Source organism: Methylorubrum suomiense, from assembly GCF_022179765.1.
Taxonomy (GTDB): Bacteria; Pseudomonadota; Alphaproteobacteria; order Rhizobiales; family Beijerinckiaceae; genus Methylobacterium; species Methylobacterium suomiense.
This window is the reverse complement of the sequence record NZ_BPRE01000018.1, coordinates 1-25,674: the sequence shown is the minus strand read 5'-3', so window position 1 is coordinate 25,674 and position 25,674 is coordinate 1. Positions and strand designations below refer to the sequence as shown.

Genomic DNA, 25,674 nt, shown 5'->3' with positions numbered 1-25,674 from the left:
AATCCATGCTGGTCGACAGCCACTGCCATCTCGATTTCCCCGATTTCGCCGAGGACATCCCCGGCGTCGTCGCCCGCGCGGCGGCCGCGGGGGTGACGCGGCTCGTCACCATCTCGACCCGGGTCGCCAAGGCGGACAGCTACCGGGCGATCAGCGAGGCCAACCCCGCCGTCTGGTACACGGTCGGCACCCACCCGCACGGCGCGGCCGAGGAACCGGACGTGCCCGCCGACACGATCGCGGCCTTGGCCGAGGCCCCGCGCTGCGTCGGCATCGGCGAGGCCGGGCTCGACTATCATTACGAGGATGCCGCACCGGAGGCCGTGCAGGAGCGGGTGCTGCGCGCCCATATCGAGGCCGCCCGCCGCGCCGGCCTGCCGCTGGTGATCCATTCCCGCGACGCCGACGCGCAGATGGAGGCGGTGCTGACCGACGAGATGGCCCGCGCCCCGTTCAAGGCGGTGCTGCACTGCTTCTCGTCGGGCGCGCGGCTGGCCGAGGTCGGGGTCGAACTGGGGCTGTTCGTGTCGTTCTCCGGCATCGTCACCTTCCGCCGCTCGGACGCGCTGCGCGACATCGCCCGCCGCGTCCCGCGCGACCGCATCCTGGTCGAGACCGACGCGCCGTTCCTGGCGCCGGAGCCGCATCGGGGAAAGCGCTGCGAGCCCGCCTACACCGCCGACACCGCGCGCGTGCTGGCACGGGCCCTCGACCTGCCATTCGAGGATTTCGCCGCGCTCACCACGGGCAATTTCTACCGGCTGTTCACGAAGGCGGCGGCCCTTGAGGGCGTGTCCGCATGACGATCGGGGAGGGCCCATGGCGAGCCTGACGCTCCGCATCCTCGGCTGCGGCTCGTCGGGCGGCGTCCCGCGGGTCGGCTCCGGCTGGGGCGCCTGCGACCCGTCCGACCCGCGCAACCGCCGCCGCCGCTGCTCGCTGCTGGTCGAGCGTCGCGAGCGGCAAGGGGAAGCGCGAGGGGAGGGGGCACCGACGACGGTCCTGGTCGACACCTCGCCGGACCTGCGCGAGCAACTGATCGATGCGGGCGTGACCAGCCTCGACGCCCTGCTCTACACCCACGCGCATGCCGACCACACCCACGGTATCGACGACGTCCGCCCCCTCGTGATTCAGATGCGCCGGCGCATCCCGGTCCATGCCGATCCCCTCACCCGCACGCTGCTGACGGCCCGGTTCGGCTACGCCTTCGAGACGCCGCCGGGCAGCGCCTATCCGCCAATCCTCGACCTGCACGAGTTGCGCGCGGGCGAGCCCGTGACGATCGACGGTGCCGGCGGCACGATCGAAGCGGTGGCCTTCTGGATGGAGCACGGCAACGAGGCCGCCCACGGCTTCCGCTTCGGCCCGGCAGCCTACGCCCCGGACGTGAGCCTGATGCCGGAGGCCGCCAAGGCGGAGTTGCGCAACCTCGACCTGCTCATCATCGACGCCCTGCGCGAGATCCCTCACCCGTCGCATTACTCGGTCTCGGACGCCCTCGCCCTGATCGAGGAGGTCGCGCCCCGGCGGGCGATCCTGACGAATCTCCACACCGATCTCGACTACGCGACGCTGGCCAGGAAGCTGCCGCCGGGGGTGGTGCCGGCGCATGACGGGTTGAGCGTCGCGGTGGATCTGTAGAGCGTCGGCCTGCCCGGTTTCTCACACCCGACCGCCTCACCCCGAGAGGCGGAGCGAAGCGCAGCCTCGAAGGAGGGCTCCAGGGCTCGCGTGCGAGCGGGAGCCCTCCTTCGAGGCCGCTGACGCGGCACCTCAGGATGCGGGCGCGGGTCGGAGCGACTGGGGGGACGGCGTCTCACCGTACGCCCGCGAGATCGGGCCGGAAGAACAAACCCGCTTTGAGGCTGTCGCCGATCCGGTGCGCCCGCCCGGCGATGTCCCCGGCAAGAGGAGCGTCGAAAAACTCCGCCGCAGTTTCCTCGAACAGGCCGAGCCAGCGGGCGAAGTGGTCCGGGGCGAGCCCGCCGATGCCGAGATGGCGGCCGAACGGGTTGCCCTTGTAGCGGCCGGTCTTCAGCAGCACCGAGGACCAGAAATCGGTCACCCGGGCCATGTGATGCGGCCAATCCGCGTCCGGAATCCGGCCGGCGAAGACAGGCCCGATCAGCGGATCGCGGCGGACCTTGCCGTAGAACGCGTCGAGGAAGGCGGCGAGCGCCGCCTCGGTCAGCTCGGTGTGGGGCATGGTGTGCGGGGAGGGGGCTTCGGGACCTCTTGGAAAGAGGTCCCTCCTCCGGTTCAGTTCCGGGCCAGCGTGGGCTGGATCAGGCCGGCGCCGACGAGGATCTGGGCGGCGGCCGCCTTGGCGAGCTGGCGATAGCCCGCATCGGTCATGTGGAGGCCGTCGGGGCCGATCATCTGGGCCGGCGTCATCAGGCCGTGCGTGACCCAGGACTGCATCAGGGCGCGGCGGCGGATCACCGGGACGTTCAGTTCGGCGGCGAGGGCGTGCAGGGCCTCGCCGTAGCGCTCGGCGCCGTCGACGCCGGAGAGCTTGCGGCACCATTGCTGGTCCATCAGCACCACGTCGGCGCCGGTGGCCCGGATCGCCTGGATGCCGGCGCGGGTCAGTTCGACGAAACGCTCCACCGGCACGCCGCGCAAGGGATCGTTGCTGCCGGTCTGCCAGATCACGAGGTCGGGCCGCTCGGCCAGCACGTCGCGCTCCAGGCGCTTCGCCATCTCCTCGGAGGTGTCGCCGCCCTTGCCGCGGTTGATCACGGTGATCGAGCGCCGGCTCGACGCACCGATCTGCAGCCGCTCCTCGAGGTCGCGCTCCAGCAGGGCAGGGTAGGCCATGGCCGGCGAGGACGCGCCCGCCCCTTCCGTGGAGGACGAGCCGAACGCCACGATCCGCACGTCGCCATCCTGCCCGAGCATCGAGGCGAGGCGGGCGAGCTTGGCCGGCACCCGCTCGGCCACGCGCTCGGTCGGCGCCTGCCCCGTGACCGGCGGCGCGTCGGGCTGGGCGAGGGCCGGGCCGATGCCGGCGATGGCCAGCGCGGCGAGCGGCATCAAGCCGAGGAGCGGGCGGAGCGGCATGGAGCGAGGCTCGGCGTGAAACGGGGTGAAGCGCTTGATCGCGATCATCGGTCTGGCCGTGTTGCCCGGGAATTGTGACGATTGCGAGAGTGCGCCGCGCCTACCGCCCAAATTGAATACGTTATGCATGATCATGCCACAAGTGCCGACCTGGAGTTGCCAATCTGCAATTTCATGCAATGTCGCTCTCCGACCGTGAGGCATCATCGGATCGAACCGATCCGATTCCCTCGCAATCTTCGCTCAAATGCGAGGGAATCATGGTTAATGATCTTGACCATACGGCGCCGGGCGACCCTGCCCTCGACATCATGTTCCATAATATATCTTATGCGAACGCCTTTGGTGGCCGTTGGGGCGGAGATCTGATGGGGGCGAAATCGAAAAGTGGCGCTGGGCTGCTATCGCAAAATGGCGTCAGCTTATAGAAAGTCATACACAAATCAGAGACTTAGATAATATTCGGCAGGTACCCAATTGGTAAGGCCCTGCCCCGGGGCGTACCAGCGCCATTTATCGACAACTTACTGATGCGATTTGGTGTTTTGGTCGGGCGCAGTTTCAAGGCTCCGCAATTGGTAGGGTGATTGGTAGGGTAAGAGTCAGGAGCCGATGGTTTCCAGCCAGACCGGTATGTCCGCTTCCTCGACCTCACGGAGAAGCCCTTCGTAAAGGGCCCGCAACTTGTCTGGATCAGCCTCCAATCCAAATCGCCTTTTCAAATAATAATGAAGATTTGCTAATCTAAAGCCGAAATATGTCGCCTCATAATTTGCCAAACCGAACCCGGCATCTGGGTAGGCGAATACCGCGTGCCTTATTAGGGCAAAAATATATGCCTCCCGAAGAGAGATAGCAGACGACAGCTTGGTAGCTCTGCCTGCGCTTTGATCCGCCATGCGGAGTACGCGCATGCGGTATCGTTCTGGGACGCTGCCCCGGCGGCGCCAACCGGCGACCGTGGAAGGGTCCAAGCCCAGTTCCTCTGCCAGCTCGCGATCGAGCTCAACGTTCAGCTCGCGCTTGAGCCGATCAATTTCGGCATCAGCCTCATTTGCCGTATTGCGTGACATTGCAAAAAGTGTCATCCACCATGTCGTGACATGTTGTTGGAGCCTACCATGGACGTTGTGCCGCACGACAGCCTGCTGGCCTACGAAGGTGAGTACAACCGTGTCCGTGGCGCGCTGATCGCCGAAGGAACATCGCTGAACGCTTGGCTCAAGTCGCGGGGCATCAGTCGTCAACTGGCCTACAGTGCTTTGCGTGGTCAGTCTCAGGGCAAAAAAGCCCGAGAACTTCGCGCCAGGATATTGACCGAAGTATTGAGCACGGCTGCCTGATGGTGCTGACACCCATCAATCCTGCGACCGGCCTCATGATCGACTTTAGCGTAGAGGTCGAAGATGTGGCCTTTGCAGCCGGGATAGGTGTCCGCGCAGTTCGCCGTGCAATGGCCAGAACAGCCAAGTCACGCCGCTACAAATGGCACGGCAGGCGGCTTCGATTTTCTCAATTCTATAACCACGATTTAAAACCTACTGGCGTATTTATTATAAAAGTTTCTTCACTTGGCGACAAGATGCAAGCTGCGCTCATCGATGAGCTTCGCAGAGATTTGGCGGTCCGATTGGCAGGATACCGCCCATGAAACATTGGCTTACCACTCAGGAACTTGCCAACTGTGCTCATATCGGCAGACAGAGCGCACACGAAGTGCTTCAGGCAAGCTTGCGGCGCGATGCCTACAAATGGCGCGGCTGCCGTCTATGTGTTGTTGAACAGCATGGCCGTGGCGGCAGAGCGGGGCGTATATACGAGGTCCGCCTCGACAGTCTCCCTCTCGACCTTCAACACCGCTGGCAGGAGCTTCAACAGCGCTTGAAGCCCGAGCCTCTGCGCACCGATGCCGCTCTGGAGCTGCGCGAATGGCGCTTCAGCGTGATCCGCCCTGCCCTCGCGGCCAAGGCCGGAACATCGGAGCGTGCCTCGGCCGTCCGCGAGATCGCCGGGCGCGAGCACTATCACCCTGTCCACCAGCGCCGCGAGCGCGTCCCTGAGCGCACGATCCAGCGGTGGATCGAGCGCTACGGTGACGGCGACATGGCCGCCTTGGGCCGGAGCAAGCGCACCGGCACCGCCCCGAAGCTCATCCTGACCAGGAAATGGGATCAAGCCACGGCGCACCTCGACCCGGAGACCCGTGAGCGGATCGCCGCCGAGGTACGGCAGGACGTGCGCGACCTGTGGGCGAGCAACGCCAGCCTCGGCGACGTGATGCGCCTCGCCTCCGAGCGGCTTCAGGACCTCACCGCCGCCGCTGGCTTCGCCGGCACCGCGACAGCCCTTGTCGAAGCCTGCGCCCTCCCCCGCCCCTTCGTGGAACGGGACAAGCGGGTGCGGCGCGGCTACGAATTCAAGCACGACCGCAAGGCGTTCGAGGATGCCCGGCCCCGCATCCGCCGGAGCACCGCCGGCATCCCGCCCATGGGGCTCGTGCTCGGCGATGTGCACCACACCGACACGCTGATCGAGCGGGCTGACGGCACTACGGCCACGCCGAAGCTGATCGCGTGGAAGGATGTTGGCACCCGCCGCGTCCGCTGGGACGTGGTGTTGTGCGATGCTGGCACCAGCATCCGCAACGCCGACCTGATCGCCAGCTTCCTCAACATGGTCCGTGACCCGGCCTGGGGCATGTCGGCCATGCTCTACCTCGACAACGGGTCCGAATACCTGTTCGCCGAGTTCCTGAAGGACGCGATGCAACTCACGGGGTTCCGCGGCGAGCTGCTGGACCACGGCTCGCCGATCGTGAAGGCCCGCCCCTACAACGCCCAGGCCAAAGGCCTGATCGAGGGAGCCTTCGGCATCATCGAGCGGACCCTGTTCGCCTCGTTGCCCGGCTACATCGGCGGCGACCGCATGAAGTCGAAGACGGCCAACGTCGGCCGGGCGCCGACCCCCTACGGCCTCGGGATCGACGCTTACCGAGACGAAGTGAACGGCCGCCTTGGCTACTACAACAGCCGGCCCCAGTCGGGCGGCCTCAAGGGCCTCTCCCCCAACGATGCCTACCACAGCGCGGTACGGGACGGCTGGACGCGGACCACCGCCGACGAGAACGCCCTGTTCATGGCGTTCTCCACCGCCGAGACCCGCATCGTCCGCCAAGGGAAGATCGAGGCCAAGGGCGGTGTGTTCTACTGCCCCGAGCTGTTCCGGCACGAGGGCGAGCGCGTCACCATCCGCCTGCCGAAGTACACCACGTGGAACGCCGTCCCGGTGTTCACCATGGACAACACGCTGATCGGGGTCGCCCAAGAGGACGCCGCGTTCCCCTTCCTGTCGAGAGACGGCGCCGTCGAGGCATCGGAGCGCGAACGGGCGGCGAAGGCGACCGTCAAGGCCCTGGCTGCGACGGCGCGACCCCTCGACCTTGGCGAGCGCATGCGGCGCTCGGCCGAGCGGGCCGGCGCGCCCAAGCCGGCGCCGATCGGCGCGAACATCACCCTGCGCGAGGAAGACGCCGAGATCGGGCGGGCCGTGCGGGAAGCCCCCGGCGCCCAACACGACCGCGAGCACGCGGCGAAGCAGGCCAGGCTCAGGGCCACCGTCGAACGCCGCGAGCGCATGCGAGGCCTGCTGTGACCGACCTCTCTGACCGCACGCCGCAGATGCAGCGCAACGTCCTCAAGCGCCAGGACGAGTTCGAGCAGGACAAGCGCCGGGCTCGCGAGTACGGCGAACGCCTCGCCAACATCGATCCGAAGTACGCCCACCTCTCCCGCTACATGCAGGGCAACATCATCCGGCACCAGTTGGCGCAGGAAGAGCAAGAGCGCGAAGAGCGCAGGTGTCAGGAGCGCATCGCGCAGATGCGCGCGGAGGCTACCGCCAAGCGCGAGGCCGAGGCTGCTCAGAAGGCGGCATTCAAGGCCCGCCGCCAAGCGCAGGAAGCTCGGGACACCCCGTTCGTCATGACCTCGGCGGCCAGCATCGTGCTGGGCGCGATCGATCAGTGTCTGCGGTTCGGCCACAACGGGCTCGTGATCGGCGCGCCCGGCGTCGGCAAGACGCGCGCGCTGGAAGAGGCTGTGCGCCGCTCCAACGCGATGGATGGGCCGCCCGTAGGCCTCGTGACCGTCACGGGTGTCATGGGCAAAGCGGAGATGGCGGTCCTTGAGGCCGTCGCTCCTCACCTGGGCGTGCGCACGGTCTACGGCGTCGCTCAGACGCACAAGCTTCTCTGCACGCTGGCCAGTTCCTGCCCCGTACTGCTGTTCGACGAAGCGCAGAACCTCAGCCTACTGATATTACGCGATCTGCTGGCGATCAGCGAGCAGGCCAACGTCCAGATGCTGTTCCTCGGCAACAACGAGGCGCTGAAGTTCGTCAACTCGCAGAAGCCCGCCATGCAGCAGATCGCCCGACGTCTGCCGGTGCGGGAGGAAATCGACTGCATCTTCGACGAGGATGCGGATCTGCTGGCTGCTCAGTTCGACGTGCAAGGGCCGGAGGCTCTTCTGCTGTGCCGTGCCTTGGCCAAGGCCCGACACGCGGACGGTATCGGAAAGGTCCTGCCGATCGCGCGTGCCGTCGCCGAGGCCGCTGGCAGCCGGACGGTGAAGGCCGAACACCTGCATGAGGCGCTGTCTCTCTTCCCGCATTTCGTGCGCGATCTGGCGGGAGCCAAGGCGGCTCCGAAGATCGCACGCCAAAGCAGCCTCAAGCGCCTGCCGACACGGCGCTGATCCCCCTTCGTTGCGTACCCCGAGCCGGGGCCAACCCGGCCAGCTTTCCATCTCTCTCGTGAGGCAGGCATCATGGCAGCACAGGCATCTCCCCTCCCCGTCCCGTCGAATGCCGGAGCGCACGCGCAGCCGATCATGAAGATCGGTCCGAACGGCGAGCGCTATCCGCTCTGATCCGCCCCCATTGAAGTGGTCCGCCCTGAGGTATGGCTTTCGAGCCAGGACGAGGACGGACAGATGGGAACGAAGCGACACATGATCGGCCCCCACGCAGTGGTCCAAGGTCCAAGTTAGTGCACGGTGGGCCGCTCCACCACGGGTAGCTTGGCCGGCGGAGCCGGTCGGGTGAGCGCAGCCGGCCAAGCGGACATGGCTGGCACGAACACCTCCGGGGCCGGCGGTCGATAGCCAAGTGTGGCATGCGGGCGCACGCCGTTATAGTGTCGTCGCCAGCTCTCGATCACGATATGTGCCTCCTTGAGCGTGTAGAAGATCTCACCGTTCAACAGCTCGTCCCGTAGTCGTGCGTTGAAGCTCTCGACATAGCCGTTCTCCCACGGCGAGCCCGGCGCGATGTAGGCGGTCTTGGCGCCGACGCCGGTGATCCAGGCCTGCACGGACTTGGCGATGAACTCCGGACCGTTGTCCGAGCGGATGTGGCCGGGCACGCCGCGCAGGATGAACAAGTCGGACAGCACGTCGATCACATCCGCCGCCTTGAGCTTGCGCGCGACCTGGATCGCCAGGCACTCCCGGGTGAACTCGTCGACCACGTTGAGCATCCGGAACTTGCGCCCGTCATGGGTGCGCGCCTCGACGAAGTCGTAGGACCAGACGTGATTGCGATGCTCCGCCCGCAGCCGTAAGCACGAGCCGTCCCCGTCCCAGATGCGGCCGCGCTTGGGCTGCCGGGCCGGCACCTTCAGCCCCTCGCGTCGCCAGATCCCCTCATCCTGAGCCTGTCGAAGGATCCACGCGCTTGTCGTTGACCAGCCAACCCGCCGCCTTCAGCAAGGCGCTGATCTTCCGATAGCCGTAGCGGCCGTACGTCTCGGCCAACGCCACGAGATCGGCGGTCAGTGCCGCCTCGTCGTCTCTCCCCCGCGGCACCTTGCGCTGTGTCGAGCGATGCTGCCCAAGCGCCCGGCAAGCCCGACGCTCGGACACGTCCATCGTCGCCACGATGTGCTCGACACAGGCACGTCGGCGCGCGGGGCTCAGAAGTTTCCCTTTGCCGCCTCCTGCAGGATCAGCTTGTCGAGCGTGAGATCGGCGATCGCCTTGCGCAGCCGCTGGTTCTCGAGCTCCAGGTCCTTCATCCGCCGGACCTGATCCGTCTTCAGGCCGCCGAACTCCTTGCGCCAGCGGTAGTAGGTCACCTCCGTCACGCCGAGAGCTCGGATCGCATCGGCTACGCTCTGGCCCTGCGCGATCAGCACGTCCGCTTGCCGTAGCTTGGCGACGACATCCTCCGGCTTGTGCCGCTTCGTTCCCATCTGTCCGTCCTCGTCCTGGCCCGCATGCCATACCTCAGGGCGGACCACTCACAGGGGGGCGGATCAGACTTGAAGGCGGCCATCCACTCAGCCTTCGACAGCCTCACACCAAAAGCCTGCCGAAGCTGCCTCGCTGCAGCCGGTTACGACAACTTCGATCCAACCTGATCGGCAACAGCTCTAGCGTCCGGACCCATAACGGTGGCGCGGATGGCGCGGGTGTGATTCACGGGTCCCCAGGAGGAGCCGATGGATCAGTTCTGGCTGACGGACGAGCAGTTTGCGAAGATCGCACCGCACCTGCCGACTGACACGCGGGGCAAGGAGCGCGTGGACGACCGGCGGGTGATCAGTGGCATCGTCCACGTACTGAAGTCCGGCGGACGTTGGACGGATGCGCCACGGGACGTCTACGGGCCGAAGAAGACGCTCTACAACCGCTTCGTTCGTTGGGCGGCCAAGGGGATCTGAGTCGGACTGTTCGAGACGCTGGCCCAGGCCGGTGGACCCTCCTCCCAGGTGCTGATCGACTCCACTGCCGTGAGGGCGCACCGCTGCGCCGCCGGGGGTAAAGGGGGGAGCAAAGTCAGGCCATCGGCCGCTCGCGGGGTGGACGCACGACCAAGATCCACGCGCTCACCGACCGCGCCTGCCGCCCGCTCGCCTTCCTGCTGACCGGCGGGCAGGCCGCCGATTGCTCGGCCGGCGCGGTGTTGCTGGAGCGCCTGCCCGCCTGCCGCATCGTGCTGGCCGACAAAGGCTACGATAGCGATGCCATCCGCCGACAGATCGAGGCGGCTGGAGCTGCGCCCAACATCCCGCCCAAGATCAACCGGCGCTGGAAGCCGTGCTTCTCACCCGTGCTTTATCGGGGCCGCAACGCTATCGAACGGATGTTCGGTCGCCTGAAAGACTTCCGCCGGATCGCCACCCGCTACGACCGCTCGGCGACCAACTACCTCGCCGCCATCTGTCTCGCCGCGACCGTCAGCTACTGGTTATGAGTCCGGACGCTAGAACGGTGTCCACCAAACTGGCAGCAGGCCAACCTGCCGCCCTCACACGAGCCTCGGCGGGCTCACCCCGAACGCGTTTGCAGCCCGGTCCAAGCAGGACCAGAACCAGAACGGACACTGGTTATTAACAGGGGTAAACAAGGGGCAAGGTCACCATCTTCCAGAACATTCGCGATGATGCCGAATCCTTGTGCAGCGGCCATATGTCTTACTTCGTGAAACGCTGGTTCGGCCGAGATGACGCCGCGGCGCTCAACCGGGTTATGGAGATCGCCGCCGACATCAAAAGGGATCTTGTACAAAGCGATCTTCTGGGCGTTCCCCCGTGGCACTGGATCGTCGACGAAATGAAATGCCGAAACATCCGGACCTACGTCAATTGCCTCGAAGCGGTTCATGCCGTTCGAGAAAGCGATCCGCAGGGACGTATTCCCAAGGTGGATGTCAGTATCTGCATCCGAATGGAGGAAAGGAGGATCCTGTCACAGATCGCCCAGCAGGCCGGAACAATCTATCTCATCACGAGCCGCACCGATCTGGCCAAGCTGCTGGCAGTCAAACTCGGGGTCACGGTGGCCAAGGCGTATACCATCCCTCCCCCGGCAAGCGATCCAGAGGAGCGGGAAGGTGAGATGCGGCGGGACGGGCATCTGTTCGAGGCTTACGACCGGATCCGGGCAGATTTGAGGAATGTAAGACAGGGGGACGTCTATTTCGTCGCCGCCGGCTTTTTGGGAAAGTGCTATGCCCTCGACATCAAACTGCAGGGTGGGATCGCCATTGACATTGGCTACGTCGCCGACCTTTGGACCGGTTTCGAGAGCCGCCCCGAAGCAGAAGCGCCCGACATCCGGCTTTGATGGGGTTGTAATAGGTGACGCTATCAAGTTGCCGGCAGACAGAGATCCTAGCCCTGATTCAGCGCGAATTGAATGCAGGAAATCAGTTGTACGAATGGGACCAGGACCAACGGAAGCAAACAACCATTATTACCCCATAGCTTAAAATCACAAATCAAGAGTTTCGCACATCTCTCAACGTAGAACGGCCCCGAAATCCGCGGAGGCGTCCGCACAAGGGCACATTACAGAGCGTGCTGTGGCCAAGCAGATCTGATCAACGCAAGCAGTCTCAACGCACCATCCACGATTGGAACTGGCTGCTGACGTCCCCATGCGTCTCACCGGGATCGATGGGGATGCGTTGATGAGCGCGCACGTCGCGGGGGGAGCAACCGTATTCCTTGCGGAATGCAGCCGCGAAATGGGAGTTGGAGGTGAACCCGAGCGAGCGGGCGATGTCGCTGATCGGGCGGGTTTCGCTCGGATGGAGCAGGAGCGTGCGCACGGCCTGGAGGCGTCGCCTCAGGATGAAGGCGGCGATGCCGCCGACCGGCTGGAAGCTCCGATAGAGGCTCGTCCGCGAGAGATCGAGCGACTGTCCGATGGTTTCCGGGCTCAGGTCGTCCGACCCGATGTGGCGATCGATGTAGCGGCGCACTTCGTGCCGGATGCGCGTGGCGCCGGCCTCGCCGGTCGTCGGGCGCGATCGGGCTGCCGGGAGCGCGGCGACCACATGGGCCAGGGTGGCTCGCACGATCGGCGCCGCATCGTTCGTGGTCGCGGCGGGAAGATGGCGGGTGAGCGCGAGGCAATGGTCGGCCAGCAGAAGGCCGGCGGCGCCCTCGAAAACGTGGCCGTGCAGGTCGGGTTCGGCTCGCGCGGCGTCCTGGAGGGTCGCTCGCCCGATGACGATCGAGACGCTCTCGCTCGGTTCGCTCAGGACCGTGAAGGGCCGGCTCAGATCGAAGCCGACGAGCTGGCCCGGTCCGACGCTCAGCGCCCGCCCGTCGACATCGCCCGACCCCGACCCCTGCAGAAGGATGTGAAGATTGTAGGTGTCGGCCCCGTCCGCGCGCAGTCGCTCGGTGCTGCGTGAGAAGCAGACGGCCGACACGGTGGTGTGGGTGACGATGATGTCGCCCAGAAGCCATGCCCGGGCAAAGACGCCGAACGCCGCCTCGGCCCCCTCGATCGGATGGGCGTCGTAGTTCGGGATGGCGGCTCGCCACGCGGCGAGCCGTTGCGCGGGCGGCAACAGGCGGGTGTCGAGGGTCAGGAAAGGCAGCGCAGTCATATCGGAGGTCGAGCACCTTGAGATGCAGCGAGGACTGGGTTCCCGATCGGCCGCACGATTGGGACGCTGGCGACAGTCTTGGGACGCTGACGGCATCGCGATCCAGCGGAACTGCCTTATGACGCCAAGCCTGAGATCGGAGAACGCGCGTCTGCTCAAATCCTGGTTACACGGGCGGCAGGCGATAGGCAGATCCGACGGATGCTGAGGGGGATAAACGCGACATGGCCAACGACACCCCGCGTCTGATCGGCTTGAGCCGTGACGTGACGTTCGCCGAGAATACGGTCAACGCCACGCCCCAGCGCCTCGACACCGATGTCAGCTTGATCGACGTGGACTTCGGCGGCGGCACGCTGACCGTCTCCGGTCTACTTGCCGAGGACCGCGTCGGCATTGCCACGGATGACGTCATCAGCCTGTCGGGCACCGCTATACGCTACAACGGTACCGTCATTGGCCAACTCACCGGCGGTCAAGGTAACACCCTCACCGTGCTCTTCAACGCCGCAGCCACCACCCCGGCGGTCGAGGCGGTGATCGAGCACCTGACCTACGCCAACCACTCTGACGCGCCGACGCCCACCCGCACACTCACCCTCGACGTGGTCGATGCCTTAGGCGGGCGCGCGCTCGCCGGCTTCATCAGATCATCCGACGGCTTCAACATGACGTCCGACGGCGTCAACACGATATACGACGCGCCCAGCCCGTTCGCCGGCATTGACGTTGGCCTTAAAAGCAAACCGGCGTTTGCCGACCTGAACGGCGACGGCCACCTCGACCTTGTCGTTGGGGACCAAGACGGCATGCTGCGCAGTTACCTGCGCAATGTGGACGGCACGTTCACGCAGGCCATCGGCGCTGCCGACCCCTTCGCTGGCATCGACGTGGGCTCTATCAGTAGCCCAGCGTTTGCCGACCTGAATGGCGACGGCCGCCTCGACCTTGTCGTTGGGGGCTTCGACGGCATGCTGCGCAGTTACCTGCGCAATGCGGACGGCACGTTCACGCAGGCCACCGGCGCCGCCGACCCCTTCGCCTTCATCGATGTCGGCGCTGCTAGTGCGCCGGCTCTAGGCGACCTGAACGGCGACGGCCGCCTCGACCTCGTCGTCGGGGAGTCTCTGGGTGCGATGCAGACCTACCTTGGCAACGCGGACGGCACGTTCACCCGAGCCACCGGCGTTGCTAATCCCTCCCTCGGCACAGGTCCCAATATGGCACCTGTCCTATCCGACGTGAATGGTGACGGTCGCCTCGACATCATCGTCGGTAGCACTTTTGGCACCCTACAGACCTACCTTGGCAACGCGGACGGCACGTTCACCCGAGCCACCGGCGCCGCCGACCCCTTCGCCGTCATCGACGTCGGTATATACAGTGCTCCGGCCGCTCCAATCGACCTTAACGGCGACGGCCGCCTCGATCTCGTTGTCGGGGCGTATGACGGCACGCTGCGGAGCTACACCGCAGCTGGGCTCGACATCGGCGTAACGGTAACGCCCGAGAACGAGGCACCTATGCTTACCGGGCTCACCCCCGCTGTGGCCTTCGTCGAGAACACGGTCAACGCCGCGCCGCAGCGGCTCGACACCGATATCAGCTTCATCGACGTGAATTTCGGCGGTGGCACCCTGACCGTCAGCGGCCTGCTTGCCGAGGACAGTATCGGCATCGCCACGGGCAGTTCCATCAGGCTCTCGGGCAGCACCATTCTCTACAACGGCACTGAAATCGCCAAGCTCGATGGCGGCCAAGGCAGGCCCCTCACCGTTTCTTTCAACTCCGCAGCCACCGCACTCGCGGTCGAGGCGCTGATCGAGCGCCTGACCTACTCTAACATCTCGGACACGCCAACCTCGACGCGTACGCTTACCCTCGACATCGTCGACGCAGCCAATGGGCACGTGCAATCCGACATCGTCGTCACCATCACGCCCGAGAACGACGCACGAGTGCTGCGCGGGCTGAACGCAACGGCTACGTTTGCTGAGAACACGGTCAACGCTGCGCCGCAGCGGCTCGACGTCGACGTCAGCTTCGCGGATGCCGACTTCGCTGGCGGCAAGCTGACCGTCTCCGGTCTGCTCGCCGAGGACCGCGTCGGACTAGCCATAGACGACGTCATCGGCCTGTCGGGCACGAACGTGCTCTATCAGGGCACCGTGATCGGCACTGTCGCCGGCGGCCTGGGCAGCGCCCTCTCTGTCGCGTTCAACAGTACGGCGACGGCGGCGGCGGTCGAGGCAGTAATTGAGCACCTGACCTACGCCAACGTCTCCGACACGCCGACCCAGACCCGCACACTCAGCATCGAGGTCGTCGACGCCGCCGGAGCGCGGGCCATATCTAATTTTAGCCCGACATCCGACGCAAACAACCCCTTCGGCCATATCGGCGTCGGTAATCACAGCCTTCCAACGTTCGCCGACATTAACGGTGACGGACGGCTCGACCTCATTCTCGGAGGCTTCTACAGTTCGAACCTGCGCACCTATCTGAGCGACGAAGGCGGCGCCTTCACCCAAGCCCTTGGTGCAGCTGACGACCCCTTTCCGAACATCAACGCCGGGAGGCTCAGCAGGCCAACCTTTACCGACATAGACGGCGACGGGCGGCTCGACCTCGTGCTCGGGGAGTTCGACGGCTTCCTGCGCGCCTTCTTGGGGAGCGAGAAAGGCACCTTCACCAAAGTCTCCGATACGGCCAATCCCTTCGCCAACATCAGAACTCCTACGGAAAGCGCTCCGGCCTTTGCCGATGTGAACGGCGACGGGCGGCTCGACCTCATCGTTGGGGCAGAGGGCGGCAGGCTCCACACCTTCCTGCGCGATTCAGACGGCCGCTTCACGCGTGCCTCCGGCGCGGCCGACCCCTTTGCCGGCATTAACGTCGGAAACTATAGCGCCCCGGCTTTCGTCGACCTCGATGGCGACGGGCAGCTCGACCTCGTCGTCGGGGCGTACGACGGTACGTTGCGCACCTACCTGCGCGACACAGACGGCCGTTACACGCAGGCCACGGATGCGGCCAACCCCTTCGCCGGCATCGACGTCGGCTCCTATAGCGTCCCGACTTTCGTCGACCTCGACGGCGACGGACGGCTCGACCTCGTCGTCGGTGCGCACGACGGTACACTGCGCACCTACACCGGGGTTGCGCCCGGCATCGCCGTCACGGTCACGCCCGGAAACGATGCGCCGGTCGTGGCGATCCCGCTCGAGGATTTCAGAAGCCCGGAGGACACGCACTTCCGCTTCACCGTGCCAGCCGGCACGTTCACGGATCTCGATGGCGACGCGCTGTCGTTGGTAGCCACGTTCCCCGACGGTTCGCCCCTGCCGGACTGGGTCGCGTTCGACGCCAAGACCGGTACGCTCTCGGGCACGCCGCCGCAGGATTGGAGTGGCAGCCTGACCGTCCGCATCACGGCCTCGGACGGTTCGCTCTCGACCTCCGACACGTTCGAACTCGTCGTGACGCCGGTCAACGACGCACCCACGCTGTCCGGAGATGGCGCCATCGCGGTCCTGCAGGGCGGGACCGTGATGTTGACGGGCGCGGACCTGACCGCGACCGACATCGACAGTCCCGACGCGAGCCTAGTCTACGCCGTGACCGGCACCAGCCACGGCGACGTAGTGGTGAACGATGCTGTCGTCACCAGCTTCACCCAGGCACAGCTTGCGAGTGGCGCCGTCGGCTTCCGCCAGGACGGTACCCGGGCGGGCACGGCCGGCTTCACCGTCAGCGTCGGCGACGGTAGCCTCGCCTCCGATGCCAAAACCGTCTCCGCAGCCGTCGATCTGATCCCGGTCGTCACCGGCATCGCCTACGGTACCAACGACAGCACGCTCAAGGCCGGCGAGAGTGTCGAGCTGCTCGTCAGCCTGAGCGAACCTGTGACAATCACCGGCACGCCCGGCCTTACGCTCAACAGCGGGGGCACGGCCGTCTACCTCTCCGGGTCGGGCACGAACACGCTGGTCTTCACGCACACGGTCCTGGCCGGCCAGAATGCGGCCGACCTTACTGTGACCGGCCTCAGCCTCAACGGTGGGACCATCCTCGACGTCGGCAGTCAGGAGCCCACCGCGCTGCCCTCGGGCGGGATCAACCCGGCCGGCATCCTCGTCGTCGACACGCAAGGCCCCACGGCGGTGGCCGACGCGCTGACAGTCGGGGCCAAGGCTGGCCAAGTCGCAGGTGCCGTGATCAAGGGTGCGAGCAGCGTTCTGGGCAATGACAGCGACAACCTCACGCCGAGCGCCGGCCTGACGCTCGTCGGTGCCAAAGCCGGGATCGCGACCACTGCCGGCCTCCAGGCCATCTCCGCCGGCACACCGCTGGTGCTGCTGGGCCAGCAGGGTAGCCTCTCGCTCAACGCCGACGGCAGCTACAGCTACACGCTCGGCCGCGGCTATGATCGGCTCGATGCAGGCCAGAAGGCCAGCGACGTGTTCACCTACGCCGTGGCCGATCTCGCCGGCAACCAGAGCCAGCAAACGCTGTCCGTCGATCTGACCGGCATCGCCAACCCGCCCACCGTCCAGGCCGATCTCGTTGGCGTCGGCTTGCTTGGCAAGACGACGGTCGAGGCCGCCCGCGGGGTTCTGGCAAACGACACCGCCATCGATTCCTCGTTCAAGCTGGCGGTTACAGCGGTCGAGTTCGAGGGCAAGAGCGTCTCGCTCACGTCGGGCAAGGCAGGGGTGATCCAAGGCGAATACGGCACTCTGAGCATCGGCACGGACGGCAGCTACAGCTACGCCTCGACTATCAAAGGCACGATCAAGCAGTTGCTCGATCCTGGGCTCGTGCCGCAGGACAGCTTCACTTACACGGTGAGCGACGGACACGGCGGCACGGCCAAGAGCCAATTGACCGCCACAGTCGTGGCCACGGGCCTGCAGAATTACGTCCAGGGCGGCGAGGGCAACGATACGTTGAGCTTCACCACGAGCAAGACGGTTCTGGGCAAGGTGTTCGGGATCAACGACGCGATGATCCTGGCCGGTGGCAATGGCGACGACGTCCTGCGGGGCGGCAATAGCAAGGACGTGCTAATCGGCGGGGCGGGCGATGACATACTCACCGGCGGGTTGGGCTCGGACACGTTCGTGTTCAACAAGGGCTTCGGCCACGACGTGGTCAGCGACTTCCGGGCACGCGCCGATGAGATCCAATTCGACGATGCGGTGTTTGCCAACTTCGCCGAGGTCCGGAGTAAGGCCATGCAAGTAGGCGCCGACGTCGTGATCACGGCGGGCATCGACGATAGTCTCACCCTGCAGAACGTGGCACTAAAGTCACTGTCGGCCAGCGACTTCCACTTCGCCTGACGCTCTTCCGGCGCCTGCAAGTAAGTTAGCAGGCGCCGAGGAGCTGATCGATCCGCAGCGGGTCAACCCGTCACTTACTGTAATTAAGCGCCTGACCCTCGGCCTGCAGATTCTCATTGCAGGTTGTCTTACCGATACCCTGCTCGATGTTGCCAGCGGCCTCATTGTCCAGACCCTTGATCTTGTCCGTTCTGCTGCTCATGGCGGCTCTCCATGCAGCGGTCGATGTGCGACTGCACCGGGCAACATCCGTTCCGCCGGGTCGCGAAGCGCACCAGATCGTGAAATTAGCCTGTATACAGAAAACGACCGTTCTCCAGCCACTTAGATGCGTGCAGAACCGCTGTAAGGAAATCAAATTCGGAGGCACGCGACCGTTTTGCGCTAGAAGCCAACTCTCGACGCGCCGGCTTGAACCGCTGCTTTCGACCCTATGCGGACCCTTACGATGTCCGCTTTAAGGCCCTCCCACAAGACCAGTTCCCTGTGAATGGTTCGCTTTGCATGGTCCTGGCCGATATCCAACACAGACCAAGGCCGATGGTGCGCCGGGGGGTACATCCAAATCGCATCGGCGAGAGTGGTCGGAGCTGATTTATTGGAGAATCAAGCCTAAATCCCGCCCATACAACCCTGACCCCCAATGGGTGTATTTTGCAAATGGAAACGGTCATTCGCTTCGATGTGGACCGTACGAGCCACCGCCCAACTATCAATTGATAGGGCCGTTTAATGTTATTTAACGATGTGTATTTAAGTGACATGAACCTGTAGATCCTCGCACAGGAACCGAAGATGCTCGATTTTGTGTCATCTGGTGCAGCTGCAAATTTTGGGTCGATCAGCGACTCTCAAGCCGTCATCGCGTTTCGCCCTGACGGCACGATCCTGAATGCCAACGGCAATTTCCTGACCCTTCTGGGATACACGCTGAAGGAGGTACAGGGGCAGCACCACAGCGTGTTCGTAGAGCCGGCTTACCGCGCCAGTCTGGAGTATCGCGCCTTCTGGGATGCCCTGCGCAGCGGCACCTACCAGGCCGCCGAATTCAAGAGGATCGCCAAGGGCGGGCGCGTGGTATGGATCCAGGGGAGCTACAATCCGGTGCGCGACCGGAACGGGCGCGTGGTCAGGATCGTCAAGGTCGCCATCGATGTCACCGTGCAGAAGGCGCTCGATCTCGACCTCGCCGGCCAGATCGCGGCGCTCCACCGTTCGCAGGCCGTCATCTCCTTCGATCCCAACGGAAGCATCCTCGACGCCAATACCAACTTCCTCGCCGTGATGGGCTATGGCCTCGACGAGTTGCGGGGTCGGCATCACAGCATGTTCGTGGACGAGGCCGAGCGAGCGAGTGCCGGCTACCGCGGCTTTTGGGAAGCGCTCGCCCGCGGCGAGTTCCAGACGGCCGAGTTTCACCGCCTCGCCAAGGGTGGGCGCGCGGTGTTCATCCAGGGAACCTATAATCCGATCACTGACGAGGACGGGCGCGTGGTCAAGGTGGTGAAGTTCGCCACCGACGTGACCGCACAGGTGCTGGAGCGGCGACGGCGCGCCAAGGCACAGCGGGCGATTGGCATCGATCTTGATGCGATCGGGCAGGAGGTCGAGAATGTGACGCGGCAGACGGCCGACGCGGCCACCATGGTTGGCCGAGTGTCCGGCGACATCCATGCTGTGGCGGCCGGGGCCGAGGAATTGTCGGCCTCGGTGGGCGAGATCAGCCAGCAGGTAAGCAACGCCGCTCGGATGGCCGGCGAGGCGGTGGAGCAGGCGCAGCGCACCGGGAGCATCGTCGCCGGTCTGAGCGGACAGGCCGCCCAGATCGGGGAGGTGGTGGCGATGATTCAGAACATCGCGAGCCAGACGAACCTGCTGGCGCTGAATGCGACGATCGAAGCGGCGCGGGCCGGAGCAACGGGCAAGGGCTTCGCGGTCGTGGCGGCGGAGGTGAAGGCACTGGCCGAACAGACGGCCCGGGCGACGGATCAGATCCGCGGACAGATCGGCGCCACGCAGACTGCAACGCAGGAAGCGGTCGAGGCGATCGGCTCGATCCAGGGCACGATCCGGGCGCTGGACGAGGTGTCGACGGCGATCGCGGTGGCGGTCGAGGAGCAGTCCGCTGTGACCCGTGAGATGTCGGGAAGCATGCAGACTGCCTCGCAAGGTGCAGCGGGGATCGCTGCCGGGATAGATAGGATTGCGGCAGCCAGCGGGCGGGTCGACATGGCCACGCGACAGGTGCGGGACGCGGCGCGTGCCATCGCTTGAGGGCTGGCGGGTGGATTCCTGCGCTGGCCGCTATAGACGCTCCTGCGTGGAATCAGGAGCATACCACGCCCCACGTTCCTCGATCGGAAGTGGCGTCAGCGCCGTTCGTGCCACGTGGACGGTCGATGCCAGCCCGCGCTTGGTTGGCTACGAGCGCATTCAAACTGGACCGATCTCTACCGGCTCGAACGCCTTGTTTCAGCAGCAGCGCCAAAGCCCGTTTCCTACTCAACTCGGGCGCTCTCCATCTAAAAGGGATGTGCGGAAAACGACCAGTTTCCGCACATGGGTGCAAGCCTCCTCCCCCAGCATCGGAGACGGCACCGTTTGCGTGAAGAAAAAACGTGGCTAGAACTGTTGTGTGAAAAGCCGTTTTTTGCAAAATTCATGAGCTGATCTGCTACGTGTGCTTCGACCACGGTTCAAAGCCTGCAGAGCTGTCCCGCGAAGGTGAATTACTATCTCTGAATTTCTAGGAGTGCGCGGCGAAATCGAGACAGATGCAGCCTAATGGGGCCTGTGGGGCCGCTCGAGAGTAAAGGTGTTTCGTCACAATGGTGTGTCGGCGAGAGGACGTGACCCCTCTTACCCGCTTTTGGGCAGTGCCCCGATTTCGTCCACCGACACTCAAATGAATAGAAATTGGGCGACGCGATCTCAACCGGGCGCTGAGAGTCTGGCCGGAAAGTTTCTAGGGTACCGGCGGGAGGCCGTAACCCCTCCTACCCGCTATTGGGCAGTGTCCCGAATTCAACCACCGGCACGTGGAGAAATAGGGGACAAGCGACGCGCCGAGTGGTGGACCTATTTTCTTCGCACCCCCCTCGCCTGCCCCAAGGGATCGCGCGAACGCGTCGCCGCGATGAAGGCGCTGGCCGGCGTCGAGACGATGGGGCCGAACGGACGGCCGTTCACCCCGAGCATGCGGGACATTGAGCGCAAGGTCAGCAAGGCCACAATCAACGGCATCCGCGGCCTGATGCGTAAGCGTCGCGAGGTGAGGGCGGAAAGCCTGCCGATCCTCACCCGCCGGTGGGACGCGGCCACCACCGCCTTGGACGACGACGCCCGCGAGGCGATCGCCCGCCGGGTCCGCCAGCGCATCCGCGACCTGTGGGGCGGCGGCGCGGCCTACAGCGTCGTCCAGCGCCTAGCCGGGGAGCACCTTGCCGAACTGACGTTGAAGGCCGGGATCGGCGGCGACTTCGCCACGATCATGCCGGCCTGTGAGCTACCCAAGGCCGTCGTCGAAGCTGGCCGGAGTGCCCGCCGCGTCCACGAGTACCGCACCGACCGCAAGGCGTGGGACGACAAGCGCACCCGCACCCGCCTCACCTCTTCCGGGCTCGCGCCGATGCAGCTCGTGTTCGGCGACGTGCATCACTTCGACGTCTATGTGGCGCGCTCGGACGGCTCGCTCGCGACCCCGAAGGGCATTGCTTGGCTCGACGCCGCCACCCGCCGAGTACGGATCGACCTCGTGCTGTGCGAGCCCGGCACGGCGATCCGCAACGCGGACCTGATCGACAGCTTCATCGCCCTGACGCAGGACCCGCATTGGGGCATGCCGGCGATGCTCTACCTCGACAACGGGTCCGAGTACCGCTTCGCCGAGTTCCTACCCGACGCCCTTAAGCTCGCGGGCCTCGACTGTGAGGCCTTCGACCGCGGCAAGCCGCTGATCCGCGCCACCCCCTACAATGCCGCCGCCAAGGCATCCTGGAGGGCGCGTTCCGCACGATCGAACAGCTGATCCTCTCGCCCCTCAAGGGCTACATCGGCGGTGACCGGATGAACGCCCGCTCGGCCAATTTCGGCCAAGCGCCCTCCCCATTCGATGGCACGTTCGAGGACTTCGCCAACGACTTCCGCGGGTTGCTCACCTTCTACAACACCAAGCGGCAGATGGGCGACCTTGCCAGCCGCTCACCCGAACAGGCTTACGCCGTGGCCGTCGAGGCCGGATGGCAGCGCACAGACGTGGATCAGCTGGCGCTGATGACGGCGTTCTCGACCGAGGCCAGCCGGAAGGTAGTAGACGGCAAGATCAGCGTCGGCGGTGAGCTGTTCCACTGCGACGAGCTGGCCCGCCACACCGGCGAGCGCGTCAGCGTCCACCTGCCGAAGTATCATTGCTGGCAGGCGGTGCCGGTGCTGACGGCGAAGGGCGCGCTTATCGGCATCGCCCTCCCCGACCGGGTCTATTCCCGCCTCGATCCAGCCGGAGCCGAGGAGGCCGCCCGCCGCAAGGGCGTGGCCCGGGATGCGATCCGGGCCGAGGCGGCCGACCTCAACTCCATCGACGTAAAGGCGGAGATGATCGCCTCCGGCCGTCGTCAGCCCGCGCCGCCGATGCCGGGGAGCAAGGGCACGATCGAGCTGGGCGGGGATCGCGCCGAGATAGGCCGCCGCATCGTGGAAAACCCGACCGCGCGGCGCGACCGTGAGCGCGAGGCCAAGGAGGCCAAGCTCAGGGCCGCCCTGGATCGCGCCAAACGTACTAGAGGTTTGCTGTGAAGGATCTCACCCCTACGCTCGATCCCAGATACGCCCACCTCCCCCTCTACATGCAGCGCAGCATTCACGAGCGCGAGTTGGAGCGCCTGGAGGAGGAGCGCGCCGAACAGGCTTATCAGGAGCGGGTCGTGCAGAGGCGCGCCGAACTTGCCGCCAAGCGAGAGACCGAAGCCGCCAGGAAGGCGGCGCTCGAGGCCCGCTGCCAAATGCAGGCCAGCCGGGACACCCCGTTCGTCATGACCTCGGCAGCAAGCGTCGTGTTCGCTGCGATCGACCGGTGTCAGCGGTTCGGCCACAACGGGCTTGTGGTCGGGGCGCCCGGCGTCGGCAAGACGCGCGCGCTGGAGGAGGCCGTGCGCCGCTCCGGGACGATGGAAGGGCCTCCCGTCGGCCTCGTGACCGTCACCGGCGTCATGGGTAACTCGACCATGGCGCTGCTGGAGGAGGTGGCTCCACACCTGGGTGTCCCCACGGTCTACGGCGTAGCCGCGACGCTTAAGCGTCTGTGCAGCGATGCCGGTCCCTTCCCGCCTATCCTGCTGTTCGACGAGGCGCAGAACCTCAGCCTGCGCGCGGCGCGCGACCTGCTGGCGATCAGCGAGCAGGCCCGCGTTCAGATGCTGTTCCTCGGCAACGACGAAGCGCTCAAGCTCGTCAATTCGCAGAAGGCCGCCATCCAGCAGATCGCCCGGCGCCTGCCGGTCCGGGAGGAGATCGACTGCATCCTCGACGCCGACGCGGACCTGATCGCCGGCCAGTACGACGTCGAGGGCCCGGAGGCATTCCGGCTGTGCCGCGCGCTGGCGGAAGTCCGCCACGCGGATGGCATCGGCAAGGTGCTACCCACCGCTCGCGCGCTCGCAGATGCCGCGGGCAGCCGCACGGTCAAGGTCGATCACCTGCGCGAGGCGCTGGCGCTGTTCCCACATTTTGCACGTGACCTCGCGCGCACCACGCCGGCCCCGAAGGTCGAGCGTCAAAGCAGCTTCAAGCGCCTGCCGACGCGGCGCTGATCCCCCCTCCGTTGCGTACCCTGTGCCGGGGATAGCCCGGCTGACCGCCTCAGAGAAAAGTCGTCGCCGTGAACCAGCATGTCCCTGCGGGCACCCCTACGATCATGGTCATCGGCCCCGATGGGCGGCCGCGCCCGCTCCATTTCGATCCGGACGGCGTTTTGATCTGATCGGCCCCCATGCGGTGGTCCAAGTTCAAAGTTAGTGCAGTGTCGGCCTCTGCGCCACGGTTAGCTTGGCCGGCTGAGCCGGTCGGTTGAGCGCAGCCGGCCAAGCTGACAAAGCAGGCACGAACACCTCTGGGGCCGGTGGTCGGTAGCCGAGCGAGGAATGCGGGCGCACACTGTTGTCGTGTCGTCGCCAACTCTCGATCACGATCTGCGCCTCCTTGAGTGTGTAGAAGATCTCACCGTCCAACAGCTCGTCTCATAGCCGTGCGTTGAAGCTCTCAACGTAGCCGTTCTCCCATGGTGAGCTGGGTGCGATGTAGGCGGTCTTCGCACCGACACCGGCGATCCAGGTCTGTACCGACTTGGCGATGAGCTCTGGACCATTGTCCGAGCGGATGTGGCCAGGCACGCCGCGCAGGATGAACAGGTCGGACAACACGTCGATCACGTCCGCCGCCTTGAGTTTGCGCGCGACCCGGATCGCCAGGCACTCGCGGCTGAACTCATCAACGACTTTGAGCATCTGGAACTTGTGCCCGTCATGGATGCGCGCATCGACGAAGTCGTAGGACCAGACGTGATCCCGGTGCTCCGCTCGCAGTTGCAGGCAGGAACCGTCTCCGTCCCAGATGCGGCTGCGCTTGGGCTGCCTGGCAGGGACTTTCAGGCCTTCCTGCCGCCAGATCCGCTCCACGCGCTTGTCGTTGACCAACCAGCCGGCCGCCTTCAGCAACGCGCTGATTTTCCGATAGCCGTAGCGGCTGTACTTCTCAGCCAACGCGACGAGATCGCCGGTTAACGTGGCCTCGTCGTCTCTGCCCCGCGGCACCTTGCGCTGTGTCGATCCTTCGACAGGCTCAGGATGAGGGATGTTGGCCGAGCGCCCGGCAGGCCCGGCGCTCGGATACCTTCATCCTCTCCACGATGTGCTCGACACAGGCACGTCGGCGCGCAGAGCTCAAAAGTTTCCCCGAGCCGCCTCCTGCAGGATCGGCTTGTCGAGCGTCAGGTCGGCAATCGCCTTGCGCAGCCGCTGGTTCTCGACCTCCAGACCCTTCATCAGCCGGACCTGATCCGTCTTCAGGCCGCCGAACTCCTTGCGCCAACGGTAGTAGGTCACCTCGGTCACACCGAGAGATCGGATCACGTCGGCCCCGCTCTGGCCCTGCGCGATCAGCACGTCTGCCTGCCGCAGCTTGGCGACCACATCCTCCGGCCTGTGCCGCTTCGTTCCCATCTGTGCGTCCTCGTCCTGGCCCGCAGGCCATACCTCAGGGCGGACCACTTCAGTGGGGGCGGATCAGGTCGAGCGTGCCAGCTGAGATTGCAGTTTCGTGTAGAGGGGGCCCCTGGCCGTCGTGCCAAATGCCAACTTTTTCGTCGCGTGAGCGACAGCGTAGCCGGGGCAGCTATCATCGTTTCAGCTACGCTGTTCCTCCAGGGTATACCCTTAAGAACCGTTATCTGGTCAGCCGAGGCGATGGTGATCACCGCCTAGACTAATGAGAGGCTCACGCTACGAGAAAGTCGACGTAGGTCAGCGTCACCTTCGTGTCGACAATGGTAAACTGTACCGCCGCCCCCGATCCGCTGCCGTCGGCATCGTAGGACAGCGTACCCGTGGTCTTGTTGTAGAGGATTCGGTCGTCGGCATCGACGGTCGCGCCGCTGACGCTTAGGTCCTTGAACACACTCGCCGCGAGCGTTCCACCCGAAAGCGCGGTGAACACGCCCTTGCTGAGGTGGATCGTGTCGTCGGCAGCCGAAAAGTCGGTGATGCGATCGACGTTGCCCGCGCCCAGCGCCGTCGAGAACACAAAGGTGTCTGAGCCGGCCCCGCCGATCATCGTGTCGGCGCCGCCGCCGCCGTTAAGGATGTTGGCGCCG

General features: G+C 65.3%; 18 protein-coding genes and 3 pseudogenes. 13 read left to right on the top strand and 8 right to left on the bottom strand.

From position 1 onward, the window contains the following. Positions 1–5 precede the first annotated feature (5 nt). Positions 6–803 carry a TatD family hydrolase gene (locus MFF26_RS22430; RefSeq protein WP_137831689.1) on the top strand — a complete coding sequence of 266 codons (798 nt, stop codon included), beginning with the start codon at positions 6–8 and terminating at the stop codon, positions 801–803. A gap of 16 nt (positions 804–819) precedes the next feature. Then, entirely contained in the window at positions 820–1,644 is an 825-nt protein-coding gene (locus MFF26_RS22425; protein WP_137831690.1) for an MBL fold metallo-hydrolase, read from the top strand. Positions 1,645–1,819: 175 nt separating this feature from the next. Here MFF26_RS22425 and MFF26_RS22420 read toward each other — a convergent pair whose 3' ends face one another. From MFF26_RS22420 to MFF26_RS22410, 3 genes are all read right to left on the bottom strand, one after another. Next, on the bottom strand, positions 1,820–2,209 hold the full coding sequence (locus MFF26_RS22420; RefSeq protein WP_137831691.1) for a group III truncated hemoglobin: 390 nt from the start codon (positions 2,207–2,209) through the stop codon (positions 1,820–1,822). A gap of 53 nt (positions 2,210–2,262) precedes the next feature. Then, positions 2,263–3,066: an SGNH/GDSL hydrolase family protein gene (locus MFF26_RS22415; protein WP_137831692.1), complete on the bottom strand. Its 804-nt coding sequence runs from the start codon at positions 3,064–3,066 to the stop codon at positions 2,263–2,265. A gap of 602 nt (positions 3,067–3,668) precedes the next feature. Beyond that, entirely contained in the window at positions 3,669–4,154 is a 486-nt protein-coding gene (locus MFF26_RS22410; RefSeq protein ID WP_238308585.1) for a helix-turn-helix domain-containing protein, read from the bottom strand. A 33-nt stretch (positions 4,155–4,187) separates the two neighbouring features. Here MFF26_RS22410 and MFF26_RS22405 point away from each other — a divergent pair, with 33 nt between their 5' ends. The 4 genes from MFF26_RS22405 (at position 4,188) to MFF26_RS22390 (ending at position 7,820) form a co-directional block, all read left to right on the top strand. Continuing rightward, positions 4,188–4,409 (top strand): hypothetical protein, encoded by a 222-nt coding sequence (locus tag MFF26_RS22405; protein WP_238308584.1) that lies wholly within the window; start codon positions 4,188–4,190, stop codon positions 4,407–4,409. After that, positions 4,409–4,717: a hypothetical protein gene (locus MFF26_RS22400; RefSeq protein WP_238308583.1), complete on the top strand. Its 309-nt coding sequence runs from the start codon at positions 4,409–4,411 to the stop codon at positions 4,715–4,717. The genes MFF26_RS22405 and MFF26_RS22400 overlap by 1 nt, the downstream gene beginning before the upstream one ends. A 230-nt stretch (positions 4,718–4,947) precedes the next feature. After that, positions 4,948–6,717 (top strand): Mu transposase C-terminal domain-containing protein, encoded by a 1,770-nt coding sequence (locus MFF26_RS22395; protein WP_238308582.1) that lies wholly within the window; start codon positions 4,948–4,950, stop codon positions 6,715–6,717. After that, the gene (locus tag MFF26_RS22390; RefSeq protein WP_238308581.1) at positions 6,714–7,820 is read left to right on the top strand and encodes an AAA family ATPase; all 1,107 of its coding nucleotides are present in this window, start codon (positions 6,714–6,716) and stop codon (positions 7,818–7,820) included. The genes MFF26_RS22395 and MFF26_RS22390 overlap by 4 nt, the downstream gene beginning before the upstream one ends. A gap of 290 nt (positions 7,821–8,110) precedes the next feature. On the opposite strand, the pseudogene MFF26_RS22385 reads toward MFF26_RS22390, so the two are convergent. Then, positions 8,111–9,316 (bottom strand): annotated as a pseudogene (locus tag MFF26_RS22385) (IS3 family transposase). A 249-nt stretch (positions 9,317–9,565) separates the two neighbouring features. Here MFF26_RS22385 and MFF26_RS22380 point away from each other — a divergent pair. Further along, positions 9,566–10,320 (top strand): annotated as a pseudogene (locus MFF26_RS22380) (IS5 family transposase). 215 nt (positions 10,321–10,535) lie between these two features. Beyond that, on the top strand, positions 10,536–11,192 hold the full coding sequence (locus MFF26_RS22375) for a hypothetical protein (protein WP_238308580.1): 657 nt from the start codon (positions 10,536–10,538) through the stop codon (positions 11,190–11,192). Positions 11,193–11,463: 271 nt separating this feature from the next. Here the strand turns inward: MFF26_RS22375 and MFF26_RS22370 are convergent, their stop codons facing one another. After that, positions 11,464–12,468 carry a helix-turn-helix domain-containing protein gene (locus MFF26_RS22370; protein ID WP_238308579.1) on the bottom strand — a complete coding sequence of 335 codons (1,005 nt, stop codon included), beginning with the start codon at positions 12,466–12,468 and terminating at the stop codon, positions 11,464–11,466. A gap of 224 nt (positions 12,469–12,692) precedes the next feature. Here MFF26_RS22370 and MFF26_RS22365 point away from each other — a divergent pair, with 224 nt between their 5' ends. Continuing rightward, positions 12,693–17,813, top strand: coding sequence for an FG-GAP-like repeat-containing protein (locus MFF26_RS22365; protein WP_238308578.1), 5,121 nt, complete (start codon positions 12,693–12,695; stop codon positions 17,811–17,813). 70 nt (positions 17,814–17,883) lie between these two features. On the opposite strand, the gene MFF26_RS22360 is transcribed toward MFF26_RS22365, so the two are convergent. Further along, positions 17,884–18,015, bottom strand: a complete 132-nt coding sequence (locus MFF26_RS22360) for a CsbD family protein (protein WP_373324520.1) — start codon at positions 18,013–18,015, stop codon at positions 17,884–17,886. Positions 18,016–18,608: 593 nt separating this feature from the next. On the opposite strand from MFF26_RS22360, the gene MFF26_RS22355 reads away from it, so the two are divergent. The 4 genes from MFF26_RS22355 (at position 18,609) to MFF26_RS22340 (ending at position 23,617) form a co-directional block, all read left to right on the top strand. After that, complete coding sequence (locus MFF26_RS22355) at positions 18,609–20,087, top strand: methyl-accepting chemotaxis protein (RefSeq protein WP_238308577.1); 1,479 nt, start codon at positions 18,609–18,611, stop codon at positions 20,085–20,087. Between the two features lie 862 nt (positions 20,088–20,949). Beyond that, entirely contained in the window at positions 20,950–21,840 is an 891-nt protein-coding gene (locus tag MFF26_RS22350) for a hypothetical protein (protein WP_238308576.1), read from the top strand. Positions 21,841–21,962: 122 nt separating this feature from the next. Continuing rightward, positions 21,963–22,604 (top strand): hypothetical protein, encoded by a 642-nt coding sequence (locus MFF26_RS22345; protein ID WP_238308575.1) that lies wholly within the window; start codon positions 21,963–21,965, stop codon positions 22,602–22,604. Further along, positions 22,601–23,617 (top strand): AAA family ATPase, encoded by a 1,017-nt coding sequence (locus tag MFF26_RS22340; protein WP_238308574.1) that lies wholly within the window; start codon positions 22,601–22,603, stop codon positions 23,615–23,617. The genes MFF26_RS22345 and MFF26_RS22340 overlap by 4 nt, the downstream gene beginning before the upstream one ends. A gap of 201 nt (positions 23,618–23,818) precedes the next feature. Here MFF26_RS22340 and MFF26_RS22335 read toward each other — a convergent pair. Together MFF26_RS22335 and MFF26_RS22330 are read right to left on the bottom strand one after the other, a co-directional pair. Then, a pseudogene (locus MFF26_RS22335) lies at positions 23,819–25,024 on the bottom strand (IS3 family transposase). Between the two features lie 274 nt (positions 25,025–25,298). Then, on the bottom strand, positions 25,299–25,674 hold a 376-nt coding region (locus MFF26_RS22330; protein ID WP_283207420.1), incomplete at its 5' end, for a M10 family metallopeptidase C-terminal domain-containing protein.

Bases quoted from the DNA above. Each gene is read 5' to 3' on its own strand.
- MFF26_RS22415 (WP_137831692.1), bottom strand. From the start codon at position 3,066: ATGCCGCTCCGCCCGCTCCTCGGCTTGATGCCGCTCGCCGCGCTGGCC.
- MFF26_RS22405 (WP_238308584.1), top strand. From the start codon at position 4,188: ATGGACGTTGTGCCGCACGACAGCCTGCTGGCCTACGAAGGTGAGTAC.
- MFF26_RS22410 (WP_238308585.1), bottom strand. From the start codon at position 4,154: ATGACACTTTTTGCAATGTCACGCAATACGGCAAATGAGGCTGATGCC.
- MFF26_RS22425 (WP_137831690.1), top strand. From the start codon at position 820: ATGGCGAGCCTGACGCTCCGCATCCTCGGCTGCGGCTCGTCGGGCGGC.
- MFF26_RS22360 (WP_373324520.1), bottom strand. From the start codon at position 18,015: ATGAGCAGCAGAACGGACAAGATCAAGGGTCTGGACAATGAGGCCGCT.
- MFF26_RS22430 (WP_137831689.1), top strand. From the start codon at position 6: ATGCTGGTCGACAGCCACTGCCATCTCGATTTCCCCGATTTCGCCGAG.
- MFF26_RS22400 (WP_238308583.1), top strand. From the start codon at position 4,409: ATGGTGCTGACACCCATCAATCCTGCGACCGGCCTCATGATCGACTTT.
- MFF26_RS22355 (WP_238308577.1), top strand. From the start codon at position 18,609: ATGCTCGATTTTGTGTCATCTGGTGCAGCTGCAAATTTTGGGTCGATC.
- MFF26_RS22420 (WP_137831691.1), bottom strand. From the start codon at position 2,209: ATGCCCCACACCGAGCTGACCGAGGCGGCGCTCGCCGCCTTCCTCGAC.
- MFF26_RS22350 (WP_238308576.1), top strand. From the start codon at position 20,950: ATGAAGGCGCTGGCCGGCGTCGAGACGATGGGGCCGAACGGACGGCCG.
- MFF26_RS22375 (WP_238308580.1), top strand. From the start codon at position 10,536: ATGTCTTACTTCGTGAAACGCTGGTTCGGCCGAGATGACGCCGCGGCG.
- MFF26_RS22370 (WP_238308579.1), bottom strand. From the start codon at position 12,468: ATGACTGCGCTGCCTTTCCTGACCCTCGACACCCGCCTGTTGCCGCCC.
- MFF26_RS22365 (WP_238308578.1), top strand. From the start codon at position 12,693: ATGGCCAACGACACCCCGCGTCTGATCGGCTTGAGCCGTGACGTGACG.